The sequence below is a fragment of the Mesorhizobium sp. B3-2-1 genome, from assembly GCF_006439515.1.
In the GTDB taxonomy this organism is placed as follows: Bacteria; Pseudomonadota; Alphaproteobacteria; order Rhizobiales; family Rhizobiaceae; genus Mesorhizobium.
In genome coordinates this window covers 42,317-67,253 of the sequence record NZ_VFTI01000034.1, presented here as the reverse complement: position 1 = coordinate 67,253, position 24,937 = coordinate 42,317, and the positions used below count along the sequence as shown (strand labels likewise).

At 61.2% G+C, this 24,937-nt stretch carries 24 protein-coding genes and 1 pseudogene; 9 read left to right on the top strand and 16 right to left on the bottom strand.

Features of this window, described 5'->3' with window-relative positions; genetic code table 11:
• Positions 1-362: 362 nt before the first annotated feature.
• Positions 363-1,144 (top strand): annotated as a pseudogene (locus FJW08_RS33110) (IS3 family transposase); the annotation flags it as partial.
• A 9-nt stretch (positions 1,145-1,153) separates the two neighbouring features.
• Here the strand turns inward: FJW08_RS33110 and FJW08_RS27360 are convergent.
• Positions 1,154-1,555 (bottom strand): hypothetical protein, encoded by a 402-nt coding sequence (locus tag FJW08_RS27360; protein ID WP_140813037.1) that lies wholly within the window; start codon positions 1,553-1,555, stop codon positions 1,154-1,156.
• Positions 1,556-2,172: 617 nt separating this feature from the next.
• Between FJW08_RS27360 and FJW08_RS27355 the strand changes: the two genes are divergently transcribed.
• Positions 2,173-2,406, top strand: coding sequence for a hypothetical protein (locus FJW08_RS27355; protein ID WP_181183066.1), 234 nt, complete (start codon positions 2,173-2,175; stop codon positions 2,404-2,406).
• 380 nt (positions 2,407-2,786) lie between these two features.
• Here FJW08_RS27355 and FJW08_RS27345 read toward each other — a convergent pair whose 3' ends face one another.
• The 3 genes from FJW08_RS27345 to FJW08_RS27335 are packed head-to-tail and all read right to left on the bottom strand — an operon-like array spanning position 2,787 to position 6,472.
• Positions 2,787-4,157, bottom strand: a complete 1,371-nt coding sequence (locus FJW08_RS27345) for a PAS domain-containing protein (RefSeq protein ID WP_140813036.1) — start codon at positions 4,155-4,157, stop codon at positions 2,787-2,789.
• Between the two features lie 48 nt (positions 4,158-4,205).
• The gene (locus tag FJW08_RS27340; protein WP_140758173.1) at positions 4,206-4,559 is read right to left on the bottom strand and encodes a response regulator; all 354 of its coding nucleotides are present in this window, start codon (positions 4,557-4,559) and stop codon (positions 4,206-4,208) included.
• Between the two features lie 20 nt (positions 4,560-4,579).
• Positions 4,580-6,472 carry a PAS domain S-box protein gene (locus tag FJW08_RS27335; protein ID WP_140813035.1) on the bottom strand — a complete coding sequence of 631 codons (1,893 nt, stop codon included), beginning with the start codon at positions 6,470-6,472 and terminating at the stop codon, positions 4,580-4,582.
• Between the two features lie 824 nt (positions 6,473-7,296).
• Here FJW08_RS27335 and FJW08_RS27330 point away from each other — a divergent pair.
• Both FJW08_RS27330 and FJW08_RS27325 read left to right on the top strand, forming a co-directional pair.
• Entirely contained in the window at positions 7,297-7,539 is a 243-nt protein-coding gene (locus tag FJW08_RS27330) for a DUF982 domain-containing protein (protein WP_140813034.1), read from the top strand.
• A gap of 487 nt (positions 7,540-8,026) precedes the next feature.
• A complete protein-coding gene (locus FJW08_RS27325) occupies positions 8,027-8,209 on the top strand; it encodes a hypothetical protein (protein WP_140813033.1) in 183 nt (60 codons plus the stop codon).
• A gap of 1,108 nt (positions 8,210-9,317) precedes the next feature.
• On the opposite strand, the gene FJW08_RS27315 is transcribed toward FJW08_RS27325, so the two are convergent.
• Both FJW08_RS27315 and FJW08_RS27310 read right to left on the bottom strand, forming a co-directional pair.
• Positions 9,318-9,698: a response regulator gene (locus FJW08_RS27315; RefSeq protein WP_140813031.1), complete on the bottom strand. Its 381-nt coding sequence runs from the start codon at positions 9,696-9,698 to the stop codon at positions 9,318-9,320.
• 4 nt (positions 9,699-9,702) lie between these two features.
• Positions 9,703-10,089 carry a response regulator gene (locus FJW08_RS27310; protein WP_140813030.1) on the bottom strand — a complete coding sequence of 129 codons (387 nt, stop codon included), beginning with the start codon at positions 10,087-10,089 and terminating at the stop codon, positions 9,703-9,705.
• Between the two features lie 1,364 nt (positions 10,090-11,453).
• Here FJW08_RS27310 and FJW08_RS27300 point away from each other — a divergent pair.
• Genes FJW08_RS27300 through FJW08_RS27280 form a run of 5 tightly spaced genes read left to right on the top strand, consistent with a single transcriptional unit; the run spans position 11,454 to position 15,505 of the window.
• Entirely contained in the window at positions 11,454-11,861 is a 408-nt protein-coding gene (locus FJW08_RS27300) for a hypothetical protein (protein ID WP_140813028.1), read from the top strand.
• Positions 11,858-13,030: an ABC transporter substrate-binding protein gene (locus tag FJW08_RS27295; RefSeq protein WP_140813027.1), complete on the top strand. Its 1,173-nt coding sequence runs from the start codon at positions 11,858-11,860 to the stop codon at positions 13,028-13,030. The genes FJW08_RS27300 and FJW08_RS27295 overlap by 4 nt, the downstream gene beginning before the upstream one ends.
• Positions 13,018-13,980 carry a PQQ-dependent catabolism-associated beta-propeller protein gene (locus FJW08_RS27290; protein ID WP_140813026.1) on the top strand — a complete coding sequence of 321 codons (963 nt, stop codon included), beginning with the start codon at positions 13,018-13,020 and terminating at the stop codon, positions 13,978-13,980. Before FJW08_RS27295 ends, FJW08_RS27290 begins: the two co-directional genes overlap by 13 nt.
• Positions 13,977-14,702: an ABC transporter ATP-binding protein gene (locus FJW08_RS27285; RefSeq protein ID WP_140813025.1), complete on the top strand. Its 726-nt coding sequence runs from the start codon at positions 13,977-13,979 to the stop codon at positions 14,700-14,702. Before FJW08_RS27290 ends, FJW08_RS27285 begins: the two co-directional genes overlap by 4 nt.
• Positions 14,699-15,505, top strand: a complete 807-nt coding sequence (locus FJW08_RS27280; protein WP_140813024.1) for an ABC transporter permease — start codon at positions 14,699-14,701, stop codon at positions 15,503-15,505. The genes FJW08_RS27285 and FJW08_RS27280 overlap by 4 nt, the downstream gene beginning before the upstream one ends.
• Position 15,506: 1 nt before the next feature.
• On the opposite strand, the gene FJW08_RS27275 is transcribed toward FJW08_RS27280, so the two are convergent.
• The 10 genes from FJW08_RS27275 to FJW08_RS27230 all read right to left on the bottom strand — a co-directional run bounded on the left by FJW08_RS27275 (position 15,507) and on the right by FJW08_RS27230 (position 24,867).
• Positions 15,507-16,088, bottom strand: a complete 582-nt coding sequence (locus FJW08_RS27275; RefSeq protein WP_246682610.1) for a c-type cytochrome — start codon at positions 16,086-16,088, stop codon at positions 15,507-15,509.
• Positions 16,069-16,947 (bottom strand): cytochrome c oxidase assembly protein, encoded by an 879-nt coding sequence (locus tag FJW08_RS27270; RefSeq protein WP_140813023.1) that lies wholly within the window; start codon positions 16,945-16,947, stop codon positions 16,069-16,071. The genes FJW08_RS27275 and FJW08_RS27270 overlap by 20 nt, the downstream gene beginning before the upstream one ends.
• A complete protein-coding gene (locus FJW08_RS33105) occupies positions 16,944-17,162 on the bottom strand; it encodes a hypothetical protein (RefSeq protein WP_246682608.1) in 219 nt (72 codons plus the stop codon). The genes FJW08_RS27270 and FJW08_RS33105 overlap by 4 nt, the downstream gene beginning before the upstream one ends.
• Positions 17,163-17,284: 122 nt before the next feature.
• On the bottom strand, positions 17,285-17,890 hold the full coding sequence (locus FJW08_RS27260; RefSeq protein ID WP_140813021.1) for a cytochrome c oxidase subunit 3: 606 nt from the start codon (positions 17,888-17,890) through the stop codon (positions 17,285-17,287).
• Positions 17,887-19,863: a cytochrome c oxidase subunit I gene (gene ctaD / locus FJW08_RS27255; RefSeq protein ID WP_140813020.1), complete on the bottom strand. Its 1,977-nt coding sequence runs from the start codon at positions 19,861-19,863 to the stop codon at positions 17,887-17,889. Before ctaD ends, FJW08_RS27260 begins: the two co-directional genes overlap by 4 nt.
• Complete coding sequence (gene coxB / locus FJW08_RS27250) at positions 19,860-20,870, bottom strand: cytochrome c oxidase subunit II (protein WP_140813019.1); 1,011 nt, start codon at positions 20,868-20,870, stop codon at positions 19,860-19,862. Before coxB ends, ctaD begins: the two co-directional genes overlap by 4 nt.
• A complete protein-coding gene (locus tag FJW08_RS27245) occupies positions 20,867-21,400 on the bottom strand; it encodes a c-type cytochrome (RefSeq protein WP_140813018.1) in 534 nt (177 codons plus the stop codon). Before FJW08_RS27245 ends, coxB begins: the two co-directional genes overlap by 4 nt.
• Complete coding sequence (locus FJW08_RS27240; protein WP_140813017.1) at positions 21,397-22,236, bottom strand: substrate-binding domain-containing protein; 840 nt, start codon at positions 22,234-22,236, stop codon at positions 21,397-21,399. The genes FJW08_RS27245 and FJW08_RS27240 overlap by 4 nt, the downstream gene beginning before the upstream one ends.
• Entirely contained in the window at positions 22,217-24,094 is a 1,878-nt protein-coding gene (locus FJW08_RS27235) for a methanol/ethanol family PQQ-dependent dehydrogenase (protein ID WP_140813016.1), read from the bottom strand. The genes FJW08_RS27240 and FJW08_RS27235 overlap by 20 nt, the downstream gene beginning before the upstream one ends.
• A complete protein-coding gene (locus tag FJW08_RS27230; protein WP_246682604.1) occupies positions 24,091-24,867 on the bottom strand; it encodes a heme-binding protein in 777 nt (258 codons plus the stop codon). The genes FJW08_RS27235 and FJW08_RS27230 overlap by 4 nt, the downstream gene beginning before the upstream one ends.
• Positions 24,868-24,937 lie beyond the last annotated feature (70 nt).

Here is a 24,937-nt window from a genome sequence, read left to right as displayed (position 1 = left end):
TGCCTTCTCCCAGGCGGTAGAGGCTTTGTCGGGCATTATATCGCAAATGGGATGCAGGGTCGTCCCTTTTGTGCGAGCTAGTAATGTCAGCTTTGGTCCGTCACAAGCCAAGTCCGTCCGAACGTCCGCTGTTGTGGTCACATCAGGATGCTGCTCATGCAGAACTGTACGTCAGCTTTATAGATCTCGCTGCCTCGAGCTGGCGGTCCGCTTGCGGCCCGCAACCGTCTACTGGCGTTTCTCCGGTGGCCAATCATGGCCGAAGGAGAAACGAAATGGGACATTCGTGCTATGACCTGACCTGAGACCCTGAAGCTCCTCCAGTTTTTGGTAGAGTCCGTTCCGCTCAAGGAGACGGACGAATGAAGCGTTCACGGTTCACGGAAGAACAAGTCATCGCGATTTTGAAGGAGCAGGAGGCGGGAGTGAAGACCGCCGATGTCTGCCGCAAGCACGGGATCTCGGAAGCAACCTTCTACAAATACAAGGCCAAGTTTGGTGGCATGGACGTTTCCGACGCCCGCAAGCTGAAGGCTTTGGAGGAGGAGAACGTCAAATTGAAGAAGCTGCTGGCCGAGCAGATGCTGGACAATGCCATCCTGAAGGATGTCGCCGCGAGAAAATGGTGACGCCCGATGCCAAGCGATGCGCTGTGGTCCATGCCTGCGAGCGGCATGGGGTGAGCCAGCGTCGGCTGTGCAAGGCTCTTTTCGTCGATCGCTCGAGCGTTCGCTACACAAGCATCCGGCCGGACGATGCCATCGTTCGAGCCGCGACGAAGACGGTGGCTGCCGAGCGCCGCCGCTTTGGCTACCGGCGCATCCACATCATGCTTGAACGGCAAGGGATCGTGATGAACCAGAACAAGCTGCGGCGGCTTTATCGGGAGGAGAAGCTCCAGGTCCGCAAGCGTGGCGGCCGCAAGCGGGCCTTGGGAACGAGAAGGCCGATGATCGCGCCGGGCCGGATGAACGAGCGCTGGAGCCTGGATTTCGTCAGCGATGCCTTCACGGACGGACGACGGTTCCGGGTTCTGGTCGTCGTCGACGACTTCACGCGGGAATTCCTGGCGCTGGTCGCGGATAAGTCGCTGTCGGGCGCCCGCGTCGCTCGGGAACTGGACGCCATCATCGCCCACCGCGGCAGCGGAAGTTCAGGATGGCCGTGTCATTTGTCCTTTGCGCCTCGAAGGCGAAGAATTCAATGAAAGCCATGCATACGACTTCGGGATAGGCATAATGGGTGGAACCCTTATGCTGTATCTCCATGTAGAGCGTCGGTTCGTCGTAACCGGCTTGCCTGAGATATTCTGAAAAATAAAGCGATCGGCCGCGCTGGGGATCAAGGCCGAAATTGTTTTTTCCAACTCCTTTGTAATTTCCTGAATAGTAGATCGCGCCGCGCCACAGATGGCGGAAAGGCCGCGTTGCGTGAGATAGGCCATGCCGTTTTCAAGCACGCCCATTTCGATGCCGTTTACGTCCTTTTCAACCTCAATTCCAAGGTCAAGCGGGAGCTGTTTAGGGGTGGCCGGAAGTCGAGGTGAAGTTGCCATTAAGTTGTTGATCCTCATGACAAATAGGGTGGCCGGTCTTTGGCTCTCGGTTACAACCTATGGATTCGATTCATCTAACGTAACACAACCTGAGCGATTCCTAATGTGACTCGAAGTGAAATCGCCGCGATACCCGGTTTCCACAGGCTACAGCTGGACAGCGCCAAAAAGCTTAGTTGCGCAATTGCTAATATACAATATTTTAGGCAATGCGGGGAGGGACGTCCGATCAACCCGCAGTGACCGGTGCGGGCCTGCATCCCCCAATGAACCCCCGGGTCGCGCCGGTCATTCCCCTGCGGCTGGGTAGCGCCTAGCGCCTACCGAGGCATTTTTACTCGCCATTAACATAGGTGATTCCGCCGCATGCCGCTTTTGGTCTTTGCTTGGGGAAGGGAAAAACAAAAAAGGTCGGGAACGACTGGGGAGCGCCAAAATGGCAGGACGCGTAGGGAACGGCGGCGGCACGTTCGAGATAGCGATGGTCGTCGTCATGACTTCGGCGGCTATCGGGATCATCCTGGTCGCCGCTACGGCATTTGTCTGACAACTTATTATTTTAGACGGAACTGAAAAGCCCTCCGCGCGTTGGCGACGCCAGAGGGGAACGATTTTTAATGATGAATGGGTTGGTTCTGGTCGTTGAAGACGAACCACTGATATTGCTCGACCTCGAAGGCGGGCTTGAAGAATCTGGCTTCAAAGTTGTGGGTGTGACTAGCGCTGCGCAAGCCCTGTCAGCCTTTGATGCCGCCCCCGGATCGTTCAACGCTTTGATCTCGGACATCCGACTCGGTGACGGCATCTCCGGTTGGACATTGCACGGCATGTGCGGCAAGCCAATGCGATGATGCCCGTGATCTATATCAGCGGGGACAGCGCAATCTATTGGTGAAGCCGCCCTCGAAAGCTGCTATGACTTGCAAGGCGAGCCGTTCCCTCTGGTCCCTATCCTTAAGAGGCAGCCGACGCTCTTGGCAGAGCTGGTCGAATACCTTCTGGAGAAGATTCAGATCTTCAGACGTGAACCGGCTGCTGAATTTTGAGAAAGGCATAACGCTCTCCTCCCTTGTTCGGGCGAAAGCACCTGAGATGACTTTCTAGCGTCCGTTTGCCTCGGTTGGGTGCGAACGACAAAGGCACCCTACACCCAGCGATGCTGCTTAGCGAATTTCGCGCAGTAATTTCAAACTGACGCACTACCGGATTGGGCGATCGTGGTTTCGTTGGTTCAATCGGGATTGGCAACCAAGATGTGGCACGAAATTCCGGAAAGTCGCGGATCAATTTGTGCACTGCCGAACTCTACAGGCAACACATCCAAAATCAGTCTGAGCCCGAAGCCGTGGTCAAGCCTTGGAGGAACAGGAGGTCCGCCGCGTTCTTGCCAGTGCAGTTCAAGCCCGGTCGGCGTGATTTCCCACCGTATGCCGACCGTTCCGTTTGGATTCGAAAGCGCGCCAAATTTGGCCGCATTCGAGCAGAGTTCGTTGAACACGAGTGCAAGCGGCACGTTTAGCCGCGCTGGCAACCTTACTGCGTCCCCTTGAAGTTCGAACCTGTTTGGGGACCAAAAGGGTTCGATAACGCTGCGGATCAGTTCCATCAATCCGGAGGGTTGACCCTGCTGCGCTACAGTTAAATCAGCAGCCTTCGCCAGGGCAGCAAGTCTGCCGAGGAAGCTCTTCAGGGCATCCGGATCGGCGGCGCCACGTCCAAACGTTTGAGTGGCCAGCGCCTGGATTACGGCGAGCGAGTTCTTCACTCGATGGTGCACCTCACGGAGCAGCAGGTGCTTCTGTTCGTCAGCGCGCTTGCGCTCGTCGATATCCATTAGAACGCCAATGATGCGCTTTGGCTCTCCAGTGGGGGAGGTCTTTATTTCTGCGCGGAGCAGTCGCCAGCGCAATGATCCATCGGGCAACCTGCAACGGAATTCCGCTTCAAAATGCGGATCAGTCCCCATCGCCGCTTTTGCGCGAATTTCCATGATCCTGTCTAGGTCGCCCGGAGCCAAGAGCATCCGCAGTTCCGCGACGGAGGGACATGAATCGGCGGCCAAACCGAACATTCGATTGAGCTCGGGGCTGACGTTCAGACGATCCGTGGGGACGTCGAGCTCCCACACAGCCATTCTGGCTGCATCGATGGCCAGTCGCTGCCTGAGTTCTGCCTCTCGCAAAGCGTTTTCCGCCAGCTTGCGACCGGTGATATCTTGGATGGTGCCGAGGAAGCGCACCGCCTTCACTGTGTCGCCGACGCGTTGAAAGACCGCCTCCCCATGCGCCAGAGCCCAGTGAACCTCGCCCGTATCAGCGCGCACGATCCGGTACTCGTAAGGGTCGGTGTTCCTGATCGCAGGATCCAACGCCATCCCGGCCAGTTTCCACGTGCGAGGTAAATCCTCTGGGTGAGTGACGGCGCGAACTTTCTCGAGGGTGATAGGCTCGTCGGGAGAGAAACCGGAGATCGCCCGAGCCCGTGGCGAATAATTCATCTCGTTCGTTTCGAGGTTCCAGTCCCAAATCCCTATAGGGGCGGCCCGAAGGGCCAGCCTAAGCTTTAGGTTATCTTCCCGAAACTTATCTGTCGGTCGACGCACGGTTCACCAGGCACAGACATGCAGATTGGAATGGTGGTTCTCTTCGACTCACTCGTCCACTCCGCCGGCACTGTGGAGAGCCGATTGCAAGGCCGTGGCCAGCTTGTCCTTGGAATAGGGCTTGTCGATGATCGGGGCTCCTCTCGCGAACTCAGCCGCTCCCTCGCCGTAGCCGGTGGCGCAAACCATCGGGATGCGACGAAGCCTCAAGGCATCGGCAACGCGCTCGCTCAATTCGCCCCTTATGTTCAGGTCCAGGACGGCCGCGTCGATCTGATCTGTAGATATCAGTTCCAACGCGGCGTTGATCGAAGTGGCGGGACCGATGACCGTGACGCCGAGGTCGGTCAGAAAATCCTCCACCATCATGGCAATTACGGATTCGTCCTCGACCAGGAGCACCCGCGTTCCAGACAGTGTCGTCATTGTGCAAGCACCCCATCTGGCAGCGGCGCATCGATCCTGCAGACCAACCCCTGAGGCTGGAACTCCAAGGCGACCTCCGCCTCCAGATCTGCCGCGAGGCCCCCAGTAATCAGACGGGAGCCAAACCCTCGCCGCGACGGAGACGAGACCTCAGGGCCGCCCAATTCGCTCCAGATGAGATTCAATCGCGGCCGGGGCAGGGAGGTGCGAGACCACTCGACCGAAACTTTGCCGGCCTCGTTGGAAAGAGCTCCATACTTGACGGCGTTTGTCAGCAGTTCGTGGAGGGCGAGGGCGACAGCGAGCGCCTGGTTGGGTTGCAGAAGTACGGCTGGCCCGCTTGCTGATACCCGATTGGAAAACGTGCCCCTGATCTGAATGCTGTCCGCAACAAGCTGTTCCAGGGACGCGTGCTCCCAACTCGTTTGAGTCAGGATGTTGTGCGCGGCCGAGAGGGCCATGAGCCGGCCTTCAAAGGCAGCATGAGCTTCGGTGGCGGGCGTTCCCCTGAATGTCTGGTGTGCAATGCCCTGGACCACTGCCAGGGTATTTTTGACACGATGGTTGAGTTCCGCCATCAGCAGTTCTCGTTGCGCTTCCGATCGCTTGCGCTCGCTGATGTCCACGACTGAGGCGAGGATCATCAGCCCTTCGCTTGTCTGGATTGGGCTGAGCCCAATCTCCACCGGGACTTCGCTGCCATCCTTGCGCCGTGCATAGAGGTCCCGGCCTGCGCCCATGGGACGGGCAAGTGGGCGACTGTCATAGGTACCGCGGAACACCGGGTGTGAGCTGCGGAACCGGTCCGGGACCAGCATTTCAATCCCTTGGCCGATCATTTCCTCTCGCTCGTAGCCGAATACGGCCTCGGCATGCAGGTTGACCAGGATGATGCGGCCGCTCCCGTCCGTCATGACCATGCCACTTGGAGCCGCCTCCACCGCCGATCGAAATCGCTCCTCGCTGTGGCGTAGCGCTGCTTCCGCCTGCTCGCTTTCCGTCACGTCGACATTGACCCCGATCAGCCCCCGAAATTGCCCCTTGGCCGAGAAATGGGGTCGAGCCACCGTGAGCAGGACGCGGAACTCGCCCTTGCAATTCTTGTAGCGACCCTGGACCGAAACGGTCGATTGGGTCGCCAGCGCTTCCATCATCCGGGCTCCGATCTCCTCGGCATCATCCGGGTGCATGGTGGTGTGCCAACTGAAGGTCGGAACCTCCTCAACGGGGACACCCCAGAATTCGCGAAGCATGCTGTTCAAGTTCGTACACTTACCGGATGCGTCACAGGTCCAGATCATGACTGGTGCATGTTCCGACATTAGGCGGAATTGTTGTTCGGACGCGCGCAACTCCTCTTCTGCGGCTTTCCGAGCTTCTTCCGCTCGGGTCCTTTCAAGATAGAAGCCGATCTGTCGTGCGATTGTGGTGGCAAGGTTAAGCTCGTGGCTGGCGAAGGAGTGCTTTTGTTCGTAGTAAGTCATGAACTTCCCTACGACTTCGCCTTGCGCGATGAGGGGGATGAACGCCAGACCGACGATGCCTTCGCTGGCGATTCTGTCCTTTACAGCTGCGGGTTCGTCCGTCTCGGCAATATCAGATACGAAAATCGGCTCTGCGTTACGCTCCCCTACTTTCCAGGGGGAATGCCCTGCAAGGGCCTGCCGGTAGCCGTCGGATAAACCCCGCCATGCCACGAAGCTCATCACGCCGGCGTCGTCGAACAACAACATGGACGCCCGCCGGCACCCCAGACCGTCGCGGATGGCGTCGAGGCCTGCCTCGAACGCTTCGTGGTTGGATTTTGCCCTGTAAAGGCGGTCTGTCAGCACGTAAAGTGCGCTTAGTTCGTCAAGCCGTTCCGTGAGTTTGCCCCCCGGCCTTTGCATCGCCTGCCCCTCCTGGCGAATTTATTAGCACAACAGCATATAACGGCGACACTGCCGAAAGGTTGCGTGGTCACACGTCTGCAGGATCAATGTAGATGGCTCAACCGGCTCGCGCGAAGTTGGCGTACGAGGAAGATGCCCTGCCGCCGCGCACCGCCGTGACGGACGGCTCGCCAGGCGCGGCTGCAATCGGTGACGCTGGTGGAACCAAGACGAGAGTCACTGAAGGGCGTCTGGTAGAGGATGGATGCCGCTTAATGCGGAAACGTACGATGGCCTATCCGTGTCATTTAGTCCCGCGTCAGAGTAATTCGCGATTATGTCAAGTGCATATCGCGGAGTAATCGCCAATGCAATTGTCCGGCTGGTCGGGCCCCTAGCCTGAGCAGGGGGCAAAGCCAGCCCCAAAACCGCTCTTGCCGGTCTGGTGGTAACGAAGGCCTGCCACAGAAGCAGCGTAAATCGAGAGGGCGGGCTTGGAATATAGCAGATGGCCGGCAGGCCGAGTTTCTTGAGTGTGCAGCCACGGTTGCAGCGAGCCGGCCTCGTGGCAGTGTCTCAGTTTAAATTTGAAGCGGCAAAACCTGTTGTCGTCGGCTGGGCCGAACTTCTGCGTGCTTAGCGAAGCACGAAGCTTCAATACCCTTCACTCTCCTCTGGTATGTAACGCGCAGCGTCATTGACGTGCTCCCCTGAATTGTCCTCGCTTATATGGCGGCATTGATGTGTCGGAGGCGAAGCGGCTGAAGGCTCTTGAGGAGGAGAACGGCAAGCTGAAGCGGTCACCACTGGCTAGCCCAGGGCATCTGCGTTAGCATCTACTAATGTCGCTCCATTGGTTCTCCCCACCGGTCCCCATTAGGACCACCGAGGCCGGCGCCCGGTTCGACGTCAACAACGCCGAGGCTGCCTCCGCAGAACTCCTGAGGTGGACCAAGCGCGGCCCTCACTGGAACCGAGCGGTGAGCGTTTGCATGGCCGCTATGGCCGACCTAGCGACACCTCAAGAGGTCCGAAGGTGCTTCAGGCTGGCTGCAAAGGAGGAGGGGGTCCTGCTACCTGAGTAACAAATGTTATTGACGCGGGGGAACAAACGCCCGTTCGGGCTGTTGAGCCGTCGGGGAACTCCAACGGCTCACATGCCATCAGCTGCTCTTCTGACGGACATAAGGCTTGGGAAGGAGGGCGCAAACGGCTGGGATGTCTCCCGTCATGCAAGGGTCGCTAGGCCACCCTTCCCCTGGTGCAGATGATTGGACCGCGCAAGGTGCCAAACAGCATCATGATCTCGAAGCCGTTCGTCAGGCCCAGGTCATCACAGCGCTGGCCGCGGCCACCTTGCTGAACGCTGCTTCCTCTCCGGGCGTCTCCTGACTACCATGGCCCCCCGGCCGCACCTTGGGGAGAAGGCGATTGTATTTTGACAGACCGCTGGCGAATTGGAGGCGACCCCATCAGGCCGGGCACGGATTTGACTCGCCAAACCTTCTTCAATTGATATCGTGCGCTTGCACGAGGAATGACCTTCGCCGTTCGTGCTGCACGAGGGAAACCATGGCGAAATTCGGATTATCAGCGCTCGATGCCGACATCCTGAGAACAGCCTTCAAAAAAGCGGTCTTGGAGGAAAGCATCCCGGAGAGCGAGTGGCGAAAATACGCTGAGGAACTCATCCAGACATACACGGACTCTCAGACCGTAGATCGCCGACTGGTGGACTGGATGGTAAGCGAATAGGGGAAAGGCCCCGGCGCTATCGCCTGCACCGGGCGTCCTTTGTATCGAACCGTACGCGTAAGGGGCGACGCGGAACAAACGTCGAACCTTCACGTTCGCCGTCGATGGCGCTCTACTACTTCGATCTAACCGACAACGGAACCGCCTGCCCGGACACTGAAGGAACAGACCTTCCGAGCCTGGAATCGGCTGAAGACGAAGCGGCAAGGGCACTCCTAGAAATAGCCAAAACTAAGATGCCGGACGGCACTTTCCGAGAGGCCGCCCTGCATGTGCATGACGGTTCGTGCAAACCCATTTTTGTGGTGAAGGTTACGTACGAGCTAATTCGCAACGGATCCGCTAGCTATGGAACCGTGGGAGCCCGATTATTACTTCAATATTAGCGCCCGCCTATATCAAGAACGGGCGGTAGCACATGTTGAGAATTTGCGCGCAGATATCCAAGAGACGCGCCGCATAATCGATGAATCCCGCAAGCTGCTAGATCGGCTGCCCGCCAAGTCAGGCCTTATCCTGCCGTAGCCTACAAGTCGTTAGTGATATTAGTTCCGCTCATGGTGCCCTTGGTTGTCGGCGACTTGCGAGCTCGCCTGCCGAGCGCCACGCCTGCGCGCGCAGCAGGCATTTTCTCTCGCCGTTAACATGGATGATTCCGCTGGTGCGCTTTTGGTCTTTCCGTTGGGGAAGGGACGAAGGGAGCGCTCAAAAATAGCAAAACGCGTAGGGAACACGTTCGAGATAGCTATGGTCGTCGTCATGGCTTCGGCGGCTATTGGGATCATCCTGGTCGCCACCACGGACTTTGTCTGACACCCACCCGGTGCGTAGGGGCTGCGTCCGCGAGGCATCAATGATGCTATTTTTTGCCGGCAAGAGAGCTTCGCGCAATAGCGGTGGCGGACTGCCCACGCCAAGCAAATCGATGAGTTCGCGCGCCTGGCTGTGGGACAGGCCGTTCCATTGCTAAGGACACAGGAGCAGGCGCTCGCTGTCGCCTATGTGGCCCGGGTGGCCACGAACTCTTGGTGGTGGCATTGCAATCGCAGGAAGTTGCTTTCGCGCTTGGCCTAACCTCGACGATCTCGCATCAATTTTGCGGACGAGGTTATCTTTCGCGGCGAGCGAGAGAGCGCCTAATCTCGTCGAGCACGAGATGGTGCTGGTAGGGTTTTGCGAGGGCAGGCCCCTCATTGCAAAGCGTTCCGGCCTTGTCGACGGCCTTCTCAATTGATCCAGCGAGTATAACCGCTACTGGGATTTTCTCGCCCCTGACCCATTCACGGAGGGCGAAGCCGCTGCCCTCGGTTGTCATGTCCGCAAGCACCACGTCGATCTTCAAATCGGTTGCTTTGAGCGCTGTTCGGGCTTCGCCGCCGTTCGAGGCTTCATGAACCTTGAAGCCGCACTCTCGGAGATACTGGGCCAGCGGGTGCCGAACCAGTATATCGCCTTCCACAATAAGGATCACATCTGAGGACACGGTCATCGACCTATCCTTTCTTACGCGCAAGCTCCACCAAGTTGGCAGCGATCTTGTTTGAGTCGTACGGTTTGTCCAGGACTGGCCCGGTCCATTCTGTGCCATCGAAATGTGCCGAAGTCACCACAACCTTTGTCATCGGATATTCCTGGCTCACCCTCGCGGCCAACTGTGAGCCTGTCATGAAGCCCGGCAGTCGGTGGTCAGTGAAAAGAACGTCGACCGGGCCATTTGTTGCGATGTATTCCCAGCCGTCGTCAGCCGTTCGAGCTTCGATCACAATAACGCCGGGCTTCTCCCTCAGCGTGTCTGCGATGTCCATTCGTATAAAAAACTCGTCTTCGACCACCAATATCGTCACGGCTGGCGCCTCGCCAGCGTGTTCTAGCTTCACCATTCCTCAGCCCCGAAACCACCTATAAAATCAGAACGAAATTTCGGCTTGTAAGTTCCAATGTTGGCATACGCTGAATTGTCTTTTGATCGAGGTTAGGATGCCGCCGGCCCGTTTCCTTCGTATCAAACCGTACGCTAATTCCCTTTGAGGCTCGGCGCCGAAAGGAGTAATTAAACTTTTAGCTATTGGGAGGTAGCGATGCTCGACAGCCATACGGACTTGGCGCGGGAGGCCATTGAAACGAGCCTCCGGTTACGGCAAAGTTCCATCGCGCGAAGTGCCGCCTTTCGAGGCAATATTGACCAGTCCCGGAGTGCAATCGCGGCATCGCGCAACCTTCTAAAACGGCTTCGCCAGCGTACGATAGACAGGGCCGCAAGGGAGGCTGAGTGGCACCGTGTATCCGCGTTCGACGCGGACATTCTGCGCAAGGTCTTTCGAGATTTGGTCTCGGAGAGGGGCCTGCCCGAGTGCGAATGGCGCAACCTAGCTAGGACCCTCGTCTACGAGTTTACCGGCTCCGAGCGGGCTGAGACTGCCCTGGTCGATTGGATTATCAGGAACTAAACCATCGAACGAATGTCAAGCCTTCTGGTCCGAAACGATGGCGCTCTATTATTTCGACGTCGATGACAACGGAACCACTTTCTCCGACGCTGAAGGCTCGGAATGTTATGACGTTGCCGCTGTTCGTTATGAGGCGATCAAAGCCCTTGCAGAGATAATGAGGGATACGCTGCCGAACGGGGATCATCACAAGGTGGTAATGATGGTCCGAGATAGTGGCGGGGACTTGGTCTTTCGGGCTAACATTCGTTTCGAGGTCGAGACCCAACGTTTTTCTTCGGTCAGGTCGTCCTCGCCAGACAGTCACGCATAGTCCCTACTGCGGACATGCCTGGCGATCCTGCCGAATACGCGCCGTCACATTCCAGAACAGCACGCGGCCCGTCCCAGGCTGGCAATTTCGCACGCCTTCACATCGAAGTGCGGATCGCTCGGGAAGGGCGGCTTAAACCGCGCCTCCTAGCCGAAGGGCCGGGATGTTCGTGGATCGTAGCGGTTGACCTGCGCCGGTGTCGATCACCAGTTCGCCAAGCTGCAGCACCTTTCGCGTGCGATTGAGGAACATTCCTGGCGGCCCAACGTTGGGAGAGCTCTGCCACACCCGGTGCGCTCGTGCTAATCTCGAACTTGCAATGTGAATGGCTCTGCCGGGCCGATTGGCGCCACCTATCGCGGCGCGCGGTTCTTGCAGCTATTTCCTCCTTGGTCGCAGGTGGTGCGACCGCAGCCGCGCCCGAGCAATCGCCCGCTGTGCGGTCTGGCGTGCTGGGATTTGGCGCAGCCGCCTGGAACTCGACATGATCCAGCGACATGGGCTGAACATTTCGCACGGCGTGTGTCTCGAGATGCGGCATCTTGCCGGCAAGCAGGCGGGCAAGACCGCACTGCTGGCGGGCAGCATCGATGGCATTATATTGGATTGGCTCTGCGGCACGCGCCCGCCCGGGGAAGGCGCCGGCCTCGTTTTTGTTGCGTACTCCAGGGCGGTTGGTGCACTTGCTCCCGCCGCTCTCCCCGTCCGACGGCTGGCGGATTTCAATGGCAAACGGCTCGCCAATTCAGGCCAAGTCTCACCGCTGGTGGACCGCATCGTCGATCTGGAGGGATTGCCAGCAGATCTTGTGCGCGATGCCCGCATTGCCCGGGATGACGAATCGGCTTCACTGTGTGGGCCGGCCGGAGCGCAGGCAGGCGGAGCGGGATGAAACTGGCGCTGATCGTGCTGCTTCTGTTGGTCGCTGCCCCCGGCTCCGCGGCACCCCAGACGATAGTGATCGGCTATATCGGCCAGACGCGTACGCCACCCTTGCCTTTGGGACCGCTCGATCAGCCCGTCAGCGATGACGGACTGCAGGGCGCGCGGCTGGGCATCGCCGACGACGGCGGGACGGGGCGCTTCCTAGGCCAGCATTTCGAGCTCGATCAACGCGTGCTGAAGTCAGGCGAAGCGCCCACGGACGCTATCGCCAGCCTTGCTGCAAGGGGAGTCGCTTTCGTCGTGGCTGATCTCGATGCGGCCACGCTGAGCCAGGCGGTTGCAGCGCCCGCAGCGGACAAGATGCTGTTCTTCAACAGCCGCGCGCCCGACGATGCGCTCCGCCAGCAGGACTGTCGCAAGAACCTCCTGCATACCGTTCCAAGCCGTTCCATGCTTGCGGACGGCCTTGCGCAATATCTCGTCTGGAAGCGCTGGCAGCGCTGGTTCCTGCTCGCCGGCCCGCATCCTGCGGACCAGGCGATGGCGGCAGCCTTACGCCGTGCGGCGACACGCTTTGGCGCCGAGATCATCGTCGACAAACCGTGGACGTTCCGCCCGGCCAATGGCCGTGCCGACACCGGACATGTCACGCTGCAGACCGAGATACCGGCCGCTACGCAGGTCGGTGATTACGACGTGCTGGTCGTCGCCGACGAGGCGGACGAGTTTGGCGCCTATCTCGAAGGACGAACCGCATTGCCGCGGCCGGTCGCCGGGACGCAGGGGCTCGTTGCAGACGGCTGGAGCGCGGTCAACGAGGAATGGGGCGCAACCCAACTTCAAGACCGGTTTCGCAAGCAAGCCGGGCGCTGGATGACAGCTTACGACTACGCGGCCTGGCTTGCCGTGCGCAGCGTCGGTGAAGCGGCAACACGCCTGCGCAGCCTCGATCCTGCTGCGATCACGGCCTATTTGCGCAGCGGCGACTTCCTTCTCGCCGGCTTCAAGGGACAGGGGCTGAGCTTCCGGCCGTGGGACGGCCAGATGCGGCAGCCGATCCTCATAACGGGAGCGCGACTGCTCGTCTCCAGTTCGCCGCAGCCGGGTTTCCTGCACCAGCGCACGCCCCTCGACACGCTGGGCATCGACTTGGAGGAAAGCGCATGCAGGTTCTGATCGCGTTCCTGCTGTCTCTGCCCATCCTGGCTGGACCAGCCGCAGCGGAGACGATCTACGTATCGAACGAGCAGGACAATACGGTAGCGGTGGTGGATGGCGCCAGCATGAGCCTGTCCATGACCATCAATGTCGGAAGGCGCCCGCGCGGAATGGCGCTTTCGGTGGACAAAAAACTGCTCTTCGTAGCAGTGGGCGACGACAACCGGATCGACGTTGTCGATCTCGCCAAACGGCAGGTGACCGGCCAGCTCCCCTCGGGAGCCGATCCGGAGTTTTTTGTCGTGCACCCCGACGGCAAACGGTTGTTCGTCGCCAATGAGAACGACAATCTGGTCTCGGTGATCGATATCGCGTCCGCCGAGGTTGTCGGTACGGTCGAGGTCGGCGTCGAACCGGAGGGCATGGCAGTCAGCGCCGACGGCCGCTACGTTGCCTGCACCTCGGAGACCACCAGCATGGTGCATCTCATAGATGCCGGTACGCTTGAACTTGTGGATAACCTCCTGATAGACACCCGCCCCCGCGCGGCGGCGTTCTCGCCGGATGGGAAGCAGCTGTGGGTATCTTCCGAAATACGCGGAACGGTGACCGTCTTCGACACTATGTCTCGTGCCGAGACCGGCAAGGTCCAGTTCGAGGTTCCCGGTATCCGCCGCGAGGGCGTCCAGGCGGTCGGCATGGAAATTGCACGCGACGGCGCCACCGTATATGTGGCGCTGGGTCCGGCCAACCGGGTGGCCGAAGTCGATACCAGGACGCTGGCGGTGCGTCGCCTCTATCTCGTCGGCCAGCGGCCGTGGCACGTGGTGCTGTCCGATGACCAGAAGCGCCTGGTCAGCGCCAATGGCAATTCCGGCGACATCTCGTTCATCGATCTGGAAAATGAGGAGGTGATGAAGTCGGTGCCGGTGGGACGCGGCCCCTGGGGAGTGGTGATCGGTCCATGAAGGCGCTGTCACTCGAGGGTCTTGGACACAGCTTCGGAGAGCGGCGGGTCCTCGATGCCGTCTCGTTCTCGGTCGCGGAAGGCGGGATGTGCATCCTGCTCGGACGCAACGGCGCCGGCAAGACGACGTTGTTCTCGCTGGTCACCGGCCTGTATCATGCCCGATCCGGCCAGATTGATGTGTTCGGCCACTCCATGCGGACCAATCCGGCCGCCGCACTTGCCCAGATGGGTGTTGTCTTCCAGCAGCAGACGCTCGATCTCGATCTCACCGCCACCGAAAATCTGCGCTATCACGCCTCGCTGCATGGGCTGGAAACCGGCATCAGCGAAACGAGATTGCGCGAGGAACTCGACCGCCTGGGGGTCCTCGACCGGTGCGACGAGCCGGTCCGTTCGCTGTCGGGCGGTCAGCGGCGACGTGTCGAGATCGCTCGAGCCCTGATGCACCGGCCGCGCATCCTGTTGCTCGACGAGCCGACGACCGGGCTCGACGTGCCTGGGCGCAGGGCGATCGAGCAGCACATACGTGCGCTGTGCCGGGAACGAGGTATTGCTGTTGTCTGGGCGACGCATTTCCTGGAAGAGGTGTCGGCCGACGACGACCTTGTGGTGCTGCACAAGGGCAAGCTGCGCTGGGCCGGCGTCGCCCGCCGTGTTGCCGTGGATCTTGCGGTCGGCAGCTTGGCCGATGCGTTCGATGTGCTGACGGATGCGGTATGAGAAAACGTCACGCGGTGCGGGCACTTACAGGCATCCTGCGCCGGGAGATGTTGCGAACGCTTCGGCAGCGCGGCCGGCTCCTCTCGGCGATCGTACGGCCTTTGGTCTGGCTCGCCATCTTCGCCGCCGGCTTCCGCTCGGTGCTTGGCCTGTCGATCACGCCGCCCTATCAGACCTACGTGCTCTATGAAGTCTATGTCGTCCCGGGGTTGGCGGCCATGATGCTGTTATTTCATGCCATGGCGAGCTCGCTGGCGATGGTCCACGACCGTGAGATGGGCAGCATGCGGCTGTTGCTCACGGCACCACTACCACGCTGGTACCTGCTCGCCGCGCGGCTGCTGGCGAGCGTCATCGTCGGTCTGCCGCTGGTCTATCTGTTTCTGCTGATCGCACGTCATTGGGACGTGCGGCCGCCGGTTCTAGGTTATCTCGCGGTGTTTCCGGCGCTTGTCTTGTCAGGCCTGATGCTCGGCGCGTTCGGGTTGCTGGTATCGTCCATTTCGACGCAGATGGAGAACTTCGCCGGCGTGATGAACTTTGTCATCTTCCCCACCTTCTTCGCCTCGACGGCGCTTTATCCGATATGGCGGCTCGCCGAGGCGGGGCCGGTGCTGGCGATGATTGCCGCATGGAACCCGTTCAGTTCGGCGGTCGAACTGATACGCTTCACGCTCTACCTGCGCTTCGATCCCGTTTCCGCTCTTGTCGTTCTCGCCTGTTTCGTCGTGTTTTTCCTCGCCGCGGTGGTCGGCTACGACCCCGGGCGTGGCCTGTGGTCCCGGCGCGGCGGCGACGGCTAAATCATCTCAGAGCATAAAGGTAAGCGGCAATGTCGCGCGCCTGCTGCTCTGTGATCCTCGTCGACGGCATGGCCGTGTGCGGATTGATCTCCCTGGCCTCCCGTATCCAGCGGATCAGGTTCTCCGGATTGTTCGCCAGCACGCCGCCGATAAAGACCCGGTCGGCAAGGCTGGCGTCGAGGCGCGGACCAACCTGGCCTTGTGCCCCCGGCACGCCTGGGATTGTATGGCACCCGGAGCAACCATTCGCCGTCATGATCGGAATGGCGCGCGCGCCCACGCCGCCGGTCGCCATGTCGGACTCGTGGAGAACACGACCGCGTCGGTCGGACCACAAGGCCGCCGCGGCGACTGCCGCGGTCAGCAGCAGGACCGCGGCGAGCGCGCCGCCGATCTTCCTGATCAGGCCGGAGCGCGCGGATTGCCCCCCTGAGTGGCGCGCGTCCACGCCGGTTGCCATGTCCGAGTCGTGGCGAGCACGATCGCGCCGGTCGGACCACAAGGTTGCTGCGGCGACTGCCGCGGTCAGCAGCAGGATCGCGGCGAGCGCGCCGCCCACCATCCTAGCCAGGCCGGAGCGCATGGTTTGCCTCCCTGATTCCGCTCTTGCTTATCCAAAGGCCGGCAAGCAGCAAGGCGGCTCCGCCATAGATCAGGCCGGCGGGAATCCACATCACCAGGCCGGCGAGCTGCTGGTCCTCGATCGGAGTCAGACCCCAGAGTGCCGCGCCAGCGGCATTCTGCGGGTACCAGAGTTTGGGCGAGAACAGCAACAGCACACCAAGGAGACCGGTGTGCAGCGACGTTAAGAAGAGATGCATGACCGCGCTGCCATAAGCCCGCTGGCGGCCGGCACGCGGCAGAATCACCCACCAGAACAGCAAGGCCGTGCCGAGGAAGCTCGCATGCTGGGCATAGTGCAGCACGCCCTGCTGAAGTGCTGCCTCGAAGAGGACGGGGACGTGCCAAATCCAGATCGCGATACCGTGGATGACGGTTGCGTAGAGGGGGCGACTGGCAACGGTCCAGACCATCCGGAAAATGTTGCCGTGCGTGAGCCTTCCCGTCCCTTGGCGGAGCGAGGCCGGCAATGCCCATATCAAGGCTGCGCCGGGGCAGGCGGCGACAAGGAGCGGCGCAGCGACCGCCATCAGCAGTTCATGCTCGATCATGTGAGCGGCAAACACCCGTTCGCCAAGCGCATGGACTGGGCTGACCAGCGCTCCGGTCAGCACGCCCCAGCCGGCGGCGAACAACAGCGCCTGTCGCGTCCGCTCGGGGCGGCCCCTCCTGCTGCGGCGCCACAGCCGGCGTGCTCCGAGCGCATAGGTGAGCGCGATTGCCGCCAAAGGGACCGTGATGGGAAACGCAAGCGTCCATCCCGCTTCGGGCGCGCCGGCGCCATAGCAGACCGAAGTCGAGAAGAAGGCCTCGAAGCTCATCGCAGGCACTCGTCGAGAATGAGCGCGGCGCTGCCTTGCATGACGATGACGAGGGCAAAAAGCAAAGCCGCAAGAATGCCGAGATCGGCGACGAATTGCTCAGTGGTGCGCGCGCGCTCCGCCTCGAAAGCCGCGCCCCCCTGCCGCCTTGCCCGCCAAGAAAGCATGCCGCCGAGAAGCGAAAGCAAGGCCAGCAGCAATGCGATCGGAAGCACGACCGGAACCTGGCGATTGCACTGCCAAGGAACAAGCGCGTAATTCAGCTGCGTGGAGATCGCCCAAGCCAAAGGCCCCGATAGAAGGCCACCCCAGGACGTTCCCAACCGGAGCGCGCGCATCAGCCCAGCCTCGGTACCCAGTAGATGAGCAGGTAGATCGGGATCCAGATGAGCACCACGAAATCCCAGTAGAAGACGTTGTCGCCCACGTCGCCGAAACGCCGGCCGCTATATCCATGGCGTGTGAACATCAGCACAGTCAGCACGATCGTGTCGCCCACATCGGTGATCAGATGGGTGGTGTGCAGCCCAAGCAGCACCCAAAGCATCGAGCCGTATGCGTTTGTGTCCCAATAGATATTCAACGCCGGGAACTCGAACCAGCGCACCACGAGCGGAGCGAGACCGAACAACGACATCACAATCATGCCGATCCGCACCGGTACGATAGCGCAATGCTCGGCGTAGCGATTGAGGATGTGGTTTGGCACAAGGCTGGCGACCAGCAACAAGGTGACGACCGTTCCCGGCCAATGGTTTGGTTCCGGGGCGCTCAGATGCCAGTTGGGCCATGACATCGCAAGGTAGAGATAGGCGCCGGCGGCCAGCGCAAAGCCCGTCCCTTCCAACGCCATGAAGCCGAGCGTGCCCCACCAGGTCGGACTGCGAGGACCATGGCCAAACGTAGGGAGGGCGGAAAGGTCGGTGACGGGCCGCTGGTTCATTCCTCGTCCTCCGGATCGCCCTTGGGCCAGAACCAGCCGACTAGCGTGAGCGCGATCGGCATGGCGCCCCACACGATCGCCCACGGCGTGAAGATCGAGTAGAGGAAAGTGGCGCCCACGGCGATCGCCGCCAACAGCGGCCAGATCGATGGCGTCGCCGATTTCTCGCGGATGTCGGGATGGGCCTCCGCCACCGTCGAGATGAGCAACTCGCGGACATCGACGCGTAGGCCGGTAGCGACCGGAAGCGTCTCTCGTTCGGCCCACAGCGGCTCGACGTTCGTCACGATCGGAATGCGCGTGAAATTATAGCTGGGAGGCGGCGAGGACGTGGCCCATTCCAGGGTGCCCGCGTCCCAGGGATTGTCCCCGGCCGGTGCCCCTTTCAATGCGCCATGTATAAGGTTGAAGGTGAACAGCACGAAGCTCAGGAAGAACAGCATCGCGCCAGCGCTGATGAACAGGTTGATGTTGCCCCAGCCAAGCTCCGCCGGATAGGTGTAGACCCTGCGCGGCATGCCCCACAAACCGACAAGATGCATCGGGAAGAAGGCCGCGTTGAAGCCAATGAAGGCCAGCCCGAAATGCCAGCGTCCTAGACGTTCGCTCATCATGCGTCCGGTTATCTTGGGGAACCAGAAATAGGCCGCGCCCAGCAGCGGGAATACCGATCCGCCGATCAGCACGTAGTGGAAGTGGGCGACGACGAAATAGGTGTCGTGCACCTGGAGGTCGAGCGGCACAGAGGCGAGCATGACGCCGGTGAGCCCGCCGATGACGAAGATGAAGAAGAAGCCGAAGACGAACAGCAGCGGCGTGCGGATCACCGGTCTACTATCCCACAAGGTCGCCAGCCAGCAGAAGATCTGCACGCCATTGGGGATGGCGATCAGCATGCTGGACGCCGTGAAGAAGCTCGCCCCGAGCTTCGGCAATCCCGTCGCAAACATATGGTGCACCCAGAGGCCGAACGACAGGAAACCCACCGAGATCAGCGACAGGACCAGCCCGAGGTGGCCAAACGTTGGTCGCCGGGCAAAAGCAGGAATGATCGAGGAGACCATGCCTGTCGCCGGCAGGAAGATGATGTAGACCTCGGGATGGCCAAAGAACCAGAACAGATGCTGGAACAGCAGGGCGTCGCCGCCCTCGGCTGGATTGAAAATGTGGGTTCCGACAAGCCGGTCGAGAATGAGGAAGGTCGAGGTGATCATGACTGCCGGCATGGCGAAGACGACGACGAAGGAAGTGACCAGCAGTGCCCATACATAAAGCGGTATCTTGTCCAGCGACATGCCGGGCGCACGTTGCTTGAACACGGTGACGATGGTGGCGACGGCCACCGCAAGCGACGATACTTCAGTATAGGTGATCATTTGCGCCCAGACATCGGCGCGCTTGCCGGGGGAAAATTCCGGTCCGGATAGGGGCACATAGGCGAACCAGCCGACATCCGGCGCCATGTTGAGGAGGAATGAGATCCAGGCAAAGGCCCCGCCCGAGACGTAGATCCAGTAGCCGAATGCATTGAGTCGCGGGAATGCGATGTTGCGGGTGCCGACCATCAGCGGCACCAAATAGATTCCCGTTGCCTGCACGATGGGCACAGCGAACAGGAACATCATGGTGACGCCATGCATCGTGAACAGCTGGTTGTAGAGGTCCGGCCCGATCAGCCCGCGCTGCGGCCCCGAGAGTTGGACACGCATGGCGACAGCGTTCAGCCCGCCAAGGCACAGAAAGATGAAGGCCGTGATCAGATAGCGCCTTGCGATGACCTTGTGGTCGACGCTCGACAGGGCGCCGATGATGCCGGGCGGCGTGCGCCATGTCCGGGTGAGCCAGCGGTGGAGGCTGGCATCGTCCATGCCGGTATCCCGCGGTCCGTCAGGCTCGAGAGCCAGGTCGCCTTTGCTGGCGGTCTGGCGTTTCGGCGGCAGGTCGCGTTCGCTGGTCAGATCCGCGCTGCTCATTTCAGACCCTCGAGATAGGCGACGATGGCGTTGAGTTCGTCGCCGTTGAGCTCCACCACAGGCATGTGGGAACCGGGCTTCACGCCTTGCGGGTCCGCTATCCAGGCGGCGAGATTTCCTCGGCTCATCGTCAAGGTGCCGGCGGCGAGCGTTCGCCGGCTGGCAATATGCGTCAGATCCGGCGCGACGGTTCCTCCCGCTGGAGTGCCCCCGATCCTGTGGCACATCACGCAGGGACGCCGGAGGAACAGGTCCTCGCCAGCCTTGGCCTCGTCGCTCGCTGGAGGGCCAGACGGCTGCAACTGGTCGTTCCACCAGGCGTCGAACTTTGCCCTCGGCTCGGCGATGATGAAGGTGCCCATATTCGCATGCTGCGCACCGCAGAACTCGGCGCACTGGCCCCGATATACGCCGGCCTTGTCGGCCCTGATGTCGAGCACATTGACATGGCCGGGGATGAGGTCGAGCTTGCCAGAAAGGCTCGGGACCCAGAAGGAATGGATCACGTCCGTCGATGTCAGCAGAAGCCGCACGGGCTCCCCGACGGGGACGTGGATCTCGTTCGCCGTGGTCAGGATGCGGCTTGGCGTGGCGTCTTCGTAGCGCACCTCCCACCACCATTGGTGACCGGTGATCCGAATGGTGAGTGCGGCGTCGGAACCGATCGCCGCAAGCGTCCTGTTGGCGAAGAAGCTCAGCAAGGTTAGCCCGACCACGATCGCTGCGGTCAGCCCGACGGCGATCACGACAACGCGCAACTTTCGACGGTCGGCGCCGGCGTCGAGCACGAGCGGCTCGGAACGTGCGCGAGCCCGCGTCAACAGTGGCGCGGCAAGGGCGATCATAACCAGGACCCAGATCACCGCGCAAAGCGCGGTGAAAAACCAAATGAGCCACGCCAGCTCACTGGCAGCGGGACCTTTCGGGTCGAGCGCCGATTGCCATCCTGAGCATCCCTGCAAAAATACGCAGGCCGTGCCGAACCCGGTCGACGCAAGGCGCTTCACGGTGACTTCCCCAGCGTGGCTGCATCCGGCATGCGGTTTTCCGAGGGATGCGGCATCATGTCGTCATTGCGTTGCGGCGCGGCGGATGAGGGTGCTTTGCCACTCAGCGTGCGGACGAAGGCGGCAAGCTCCCAAACCTGGTCGTCGGGGATTTTGTCACGGAAGCTCGGCATCCCTTTTGGCCGTCCGTCCCGGATGGTAGCGTGGATGCTCTCAATCGAACTGCCGTAAAGCCATTTCTGGTCCATCAAGGCCGGCCCCATGCCGCCGCCGCCATTGGCATGACAGCCCGAACAGTTGAACCAGCTGAAGAGGCGCTTGCCCTCGCTGAGGTGGAAGGCATTGGCCTCGAAGCTGGCTGCCTTGTTGTCGCTGGCGGAAGGCCGCTGTCCACCGGGTTCCAATGTCGTCACAGGCATCGGCTGCTCGCCCGATCCGAGCGAGGACTGCGGGCGTGTGTCCCGCTCCTCGCGCTGGCATGCCGCAAGCGTCAGCAGCGTAAACAGGAACATAGCGGCGCCGTGCCTCATCGCACTGGGCTCCCGGGGCCATCGAGGCGCGGCACGCCATATTGTGACAGCAATGCGTCGATGTCTGCCTTGTGCCTGGCCAGCGCGCCGTTCACTTCGCCGCGCAGCGCATCGTCCTCGCGCCGAACGCCCATCGAGATGTCGTAGATCATGGGCAACTGTGGTCCGTCGATGCGAGGCGTGACCGGCGTGATGCGGAGCGGCACTCTCTGCTTCTGGGCGAAATAGCCGGCGAGCGGACCCCAGACAACGGCAAGATCGATGTCGCCGGCGGCCACCGCTTCAACGATGCGCGCCGGAGGGTTGGGTGCGGAGTAGTCGCCATAGACGGGATAGCCGACGAGATGCCCGACGATGCCGCGGCGGCCGAGCGCCTGGACGGGAGGCGAATTGACACCGTCGTCGCCGATGAGTTGCACGCCGATCCGCATATCGCGCAGCCGCGGATCGTTGAAGGACGCCACATCCGGGCCGTCCTGGCGGGTGACGAAAACATAGGAGGACCGATAATAGGGTGTGGTGGTGCGCAGCATTTCGAGATTGGCCGGCGTGCCGGGCACGAGATCGCAAAGGCCGGCCTTCAGCGTGTTGCGCACGAAGCCGCGGCGCTGTGCCCACCAGGTGTAGGTCAGCTTGGCGCCGAGATCGGCGGCAACGATCTCAGCGATCTTGTTCTCGAAGCCTTGGCCAGCGGCGTTGGAAAATGGCATGTTGTTCGGGTCGGCGCAGACCCTCAGTTCACGGGCATCGGCTCGCGCCGGCAAGAGCAGCAAGGCGAGCGCGGCCATGCCGAGCGCCAGGCGCGCGGCCCAGTGTTCAGGGCAGCCGGAACACATAAAGCGTGCCTCCCGCCGTTGTGGCGTCCTTTAAATCCTTCATCGCGTTGACGAAACCTAGCGCGGCGGTGGCGTCGCGCGGATCGAGATCGCCGGATACGATGGCGCCGGCCCAGCCGCCGACACCCGACAGGATCGCCACATATTGATGTCCGTCGGGACCTCGATATGTGATGGGCTGGCCGATGATGCCGGACCCCGTCTTGAACTGCCAAAGCAGATCCCCAGTCTTCGCGCTGACCGCCTTGAACCAACCTTCCATAGTCCCGTAGAAGACGACGTTCCCGGCGGTCACGACCGTGCCGCTCCACACCGGGAAGTTCTCCTTGAGACTCCAGGCGGGTTTCTCCGCCGCGATGTCCCAGGCGGTGAAGGCGCCCCGGTTCCCCCCGGGCCCGGGGATCATGCGCACGTTCATGCCGACATAAGGCGTGCCGGCGATGTAGTTCACCTCGACGCCTTCTTCGTCCATGCACAAATTATTATGCGGGATGTAGAGCAGCCTGGTTTTCGGCGAGAACGCAGAAGGCTGCCAATCCTTGAGTCCCGACGCGGTCGGGCAGATGTCGCGGACGACCTTGCCTGTCCCGGTCTTCTTGTCCGGGTTTTCGATCAGGCGACCGCTCTTGAGATCGACACCCTTGCTGGAATTGACGGGCCCGAAAGGCTTCGCCGACAAAACTTCGCCGGTGGTCCGGTCGAGGATGTAGAGATAGCCGTTGCGCTCGGGCCGGACCAGCACCTTGCGCGGCTTGCCCTGCCAGTTCATGTCGAGCAGGATCTGCTCGTTTATCCCGTCATAGTCGTGGACGTCGTGCGGGCTCCATTGGTAGAACCATTTCGCCGCTCCGGTATCGGGATCGCGCGCGAAGATGCCTGACGTCCATTTGTTGTCGCCCGGCCGCAGATCGGGGTTCCACGGTCCAGGATTGCCGGTGCCGTGGAAGATCAGGTTGAGATCCGGATCGTAGGAAATCCAGCCCCACATATTGCCGCCACCGATCTTCCAGGCCTCCGGAGGCCATGTCGTGACGCCAAGATCCTTGCCCTTGTCCATGTCGTAATGCGGCTTGAAGTCCGGGCCGATAAGCACGTCCTTGTCAGGCCCGGTGCCGTAGGCCGTCCAGACGACGTGACCGTCGCCGGCGTCGAGCGCCTTGACCCAGCCACGAACACCCATCTCGCCGCCTGAATTGCCGACCAGCACTTTGCCTTTCACCACCAAGGGCGCCATGGTGATGGTCTCGCCGATGTTGATGTTGCCGATATGGGCGTTCCAGATCGGCTGACCGGTGTTCGCGTCGAGCGCGATGGTGTGCCCGTCCAGTGTGTTGAAGAAGATGCGTCCGCCTGCGAATGCCGCGCCGCGATTGACGACATCGCAACAGGCAACGCCTTGCGCCGCGGGCTCGGGATTGGGTTCGAACTTCCATTTCATCGGCGCACCCGGCTTGGTGAGATCGAGCGCGTAGACGACGTTGGGGAAGGGGCTCACGATGTACATCGTGCCGCCGACGACCAGCGGTGCCGCTTCCTGGCCCTTATTTATGCCGGTAGAGAAGGTGAAGGCTACCTGCAGGTTCTTGACGTTGCCGTCGTTGATTTCCGTGAGCTCGCTGTAGCGGGTCGATGCGTAGTTCTTGGCCGGCATCGTCCATTGCCCGTCGTCAGGCGGAGCGGCGGAAGCAGGCGGCGAGATCGCCGACGCTGGCGGAGCTTCCGAAGCAGCCGTCAGCAAGGGAGTGCAAACCAGCAGCAACGCCGCTAAGAAGCTCTCAAGACGTTTTCGCGAGGCCGCTGATCGGTTGGTGCGTACCGCGTCGACGCAAGGTACTACGGACTGCGCTGTTTGCTTCATTTTGGCGTCGAACCTCCGACGCCGGAACCCAGTTCGGCCGCGACATCGGCCTCGGTGCCCGCGCATAGTGGATGCCCCCAGCCGGAGGCGCTTTTCCCGCCGGGATCGAGATCATAGATGATGGCATCCTTGCGGTTGGGATTGACGCCCGCCGGGACCTTGTCGAAGCCGAGGGCCGCGCGAACGCGCCAGGCGACATTGTGGTCGGCGCAGGAGGAATCGCCACTGACGCCAAGCGCGCCGACGATCGTCTTGCCATCGTAAAGAGCCAGGCCCCCGCCAAACACAACGACGCCGCCGATCGGCTTTCCGATCAGCGGATCGTCGGCGCTGCCGAAAGTCTTGACATCCCCGGCATAGGCTGCCGCCTGATTGACGGGGTTGGTGGCCTGCAGCCCGAACAGCGGCCCACCGGGTTGCGCGCCGGCGTAAAGGTTCGCCGTTGAGAGAGCCATGCTCGCCAGGCTGAGCCCATTGGCCGTATTCGCCTTCTCGGCCGCGATGAGCCGGCTGCCGGGCCATTGTGCATCGACGGTGGGCCCACTGAAGGCAACGGCGCAGACCGTCCCGTCGCGGGTGACGACGGCCGCCCATTCATTGGTCTCGAGGCCACCATTGGCCGGGCCACCGCTCGCCTTGACATTGGCCTTCAAGGCAGCGAGCAGCTTGTCGTGATCGGCAGGGCACGGTGCCTGGGCTTGCGCAGGATTTTGTGCCAGCCCGACAATGGTAAAGAGGCACAGCGCTGGCAACGTAAACTGGCGACGGTCCATGGCTCCTCGAAACACCCTATCCACGCGAGCTGATCCGCTCTGTCGCACCGAACAAACAAAGCGCTGCTTT

Coding starts and splice junctions, on each gene's coding strand:
- FJW08_RS27360 (WP_140813037.1), bottom strand. CDS start 1,555: ATGGCAACTTCACCTCGACTTCCGGCCACCCCTAAACAGCTCCCGCTT.
- FJW08_RS27300 (WP_140813028.1), top strand. CDS start 11,454: ATGATCCAGCGACATGGGCTGAACATTTCGCACGGCGTGTGTCTCGAG.
- FJW08_RS27355 (WP_181183066.1), top strand. CDS start 2,173: ATGATGAATGGGTTGGTTCTGGTCGTTGAAGACGAACCACTGATATTG.
- FJW08_RS27280 (WP_140813024.1), top strand. CDS start 14,699: ATGAGAAAACGTCACGCGGTGCGGGCACTTACAGGCATCCTGCGCCGG.
- FJW08_RS27240 (WP_140813017.1), bottom strand. CDS start 22,236: ATGTGTTCCGGCTGCCCTGAACACTGGGCCGCGCGCCTGGCGCTCGGC.
- FJW08_RS27285 (WP_140813025.1), top strand. CDS start 13,977: ATGAAGGCGCTGTCACTCGAGGGTCTTGGACACAGCTTCGGAGAGCGG.
- FJW08_RS27325 (WP_140813033.1), top strand. CDS start 8,027: ATGGCGAAATTCGGATTATCAGCGCTCGATGCCGACATCCTGAGAACA.
- FJW08_RS27330 (WP_140813034.1), top strand. CDS start 7,297: ATGTCGCTCCATTGGTTCTCCCCACCGGTCCCCATTAGGACCACCGAG.
- FJW08_RS27270 (WP_140813023.1), bottom strand. CDS start 16,947: ATGAGCTTCGAGGCCTTCTTCTCGACTTCGGTCTGCTATGGCGCCGGC.
- FJW08_RS27275 (WP_246682610.1), bottom strand. CDS start 16,088: ATGCGCTCCGGCCTGGCTAGGATGGTGGGCGGCGCGCTCGCCGCGATC.
- FJW08_RS27310 (WP_140813030.1), bottom strand. CDS start 10,089: ATGGTGAAGCTAGAACACGCTGGCGAGGCGCCAGCCGTGACGATATTG.
- FJW08_RS27260 (WP_140813021.1), bottom strand. CDS start 17,890: ATGAACCAGCGGCCCGTCACCGACCTTTCCGCCCTCCCTACGTTTGGC.
- FJW08_RS27245 (WP_140813018.1), bottom strand. CDS start 21,400: ATGAGGCACGGCGCCGCTATGTTCCTGTTTACGCTGCTGACGCTTGCG.
- FJW08_RS27230 (WP_246682604.1), bottom strand. CDS start 24,867: ATGGACCGTCGCCAGTTTACGTTGCCAGCGCTGTGCCTCTTTACCATT.
- FJW08_RS27235 (WP_140813016.1), bottom strand. CDS start 24,094: ATGAAGCAAACAGCGCAGTCCGTAGTACCTTGCGTCGACGCGGTACGC.
- ctaD (WP_140813020.1), bottom strand. CDS start 19,863: ATGAGCAGCGCGGATCTGACCAGCGAACGCGACCTGCCGCCGAAACGC.
- FJW08_RS27290 (WP_140813026.1), top strand. CDS start 13,018: ATGCAGGTTCTGATCGCGTTCCTGCTGTCTCTGCCCATCCTGGCTGGA.
- FJW08_RS27295 (WP_140813027.1), top strand. CDS start 11,858: ATGAAACTGGCGCTGATCGTGCTGCTTCTGTTGGTCGCTGCCCCCGGC.
- FJW08_RS27335 (WP_140813035.1), bottom strand. CDS start 6,472: ATGCAAAGGCCGGGGGGCAAACTCACGGAACGGCTTGACGAACTAAGC.
- FJW08_RS27315 (WP_140813031.1), bottom strand. CDS start 9,698: ATGACCGTGTCCTCAGATGTGATCCTTATTGTGGAAGGCGATATACTG.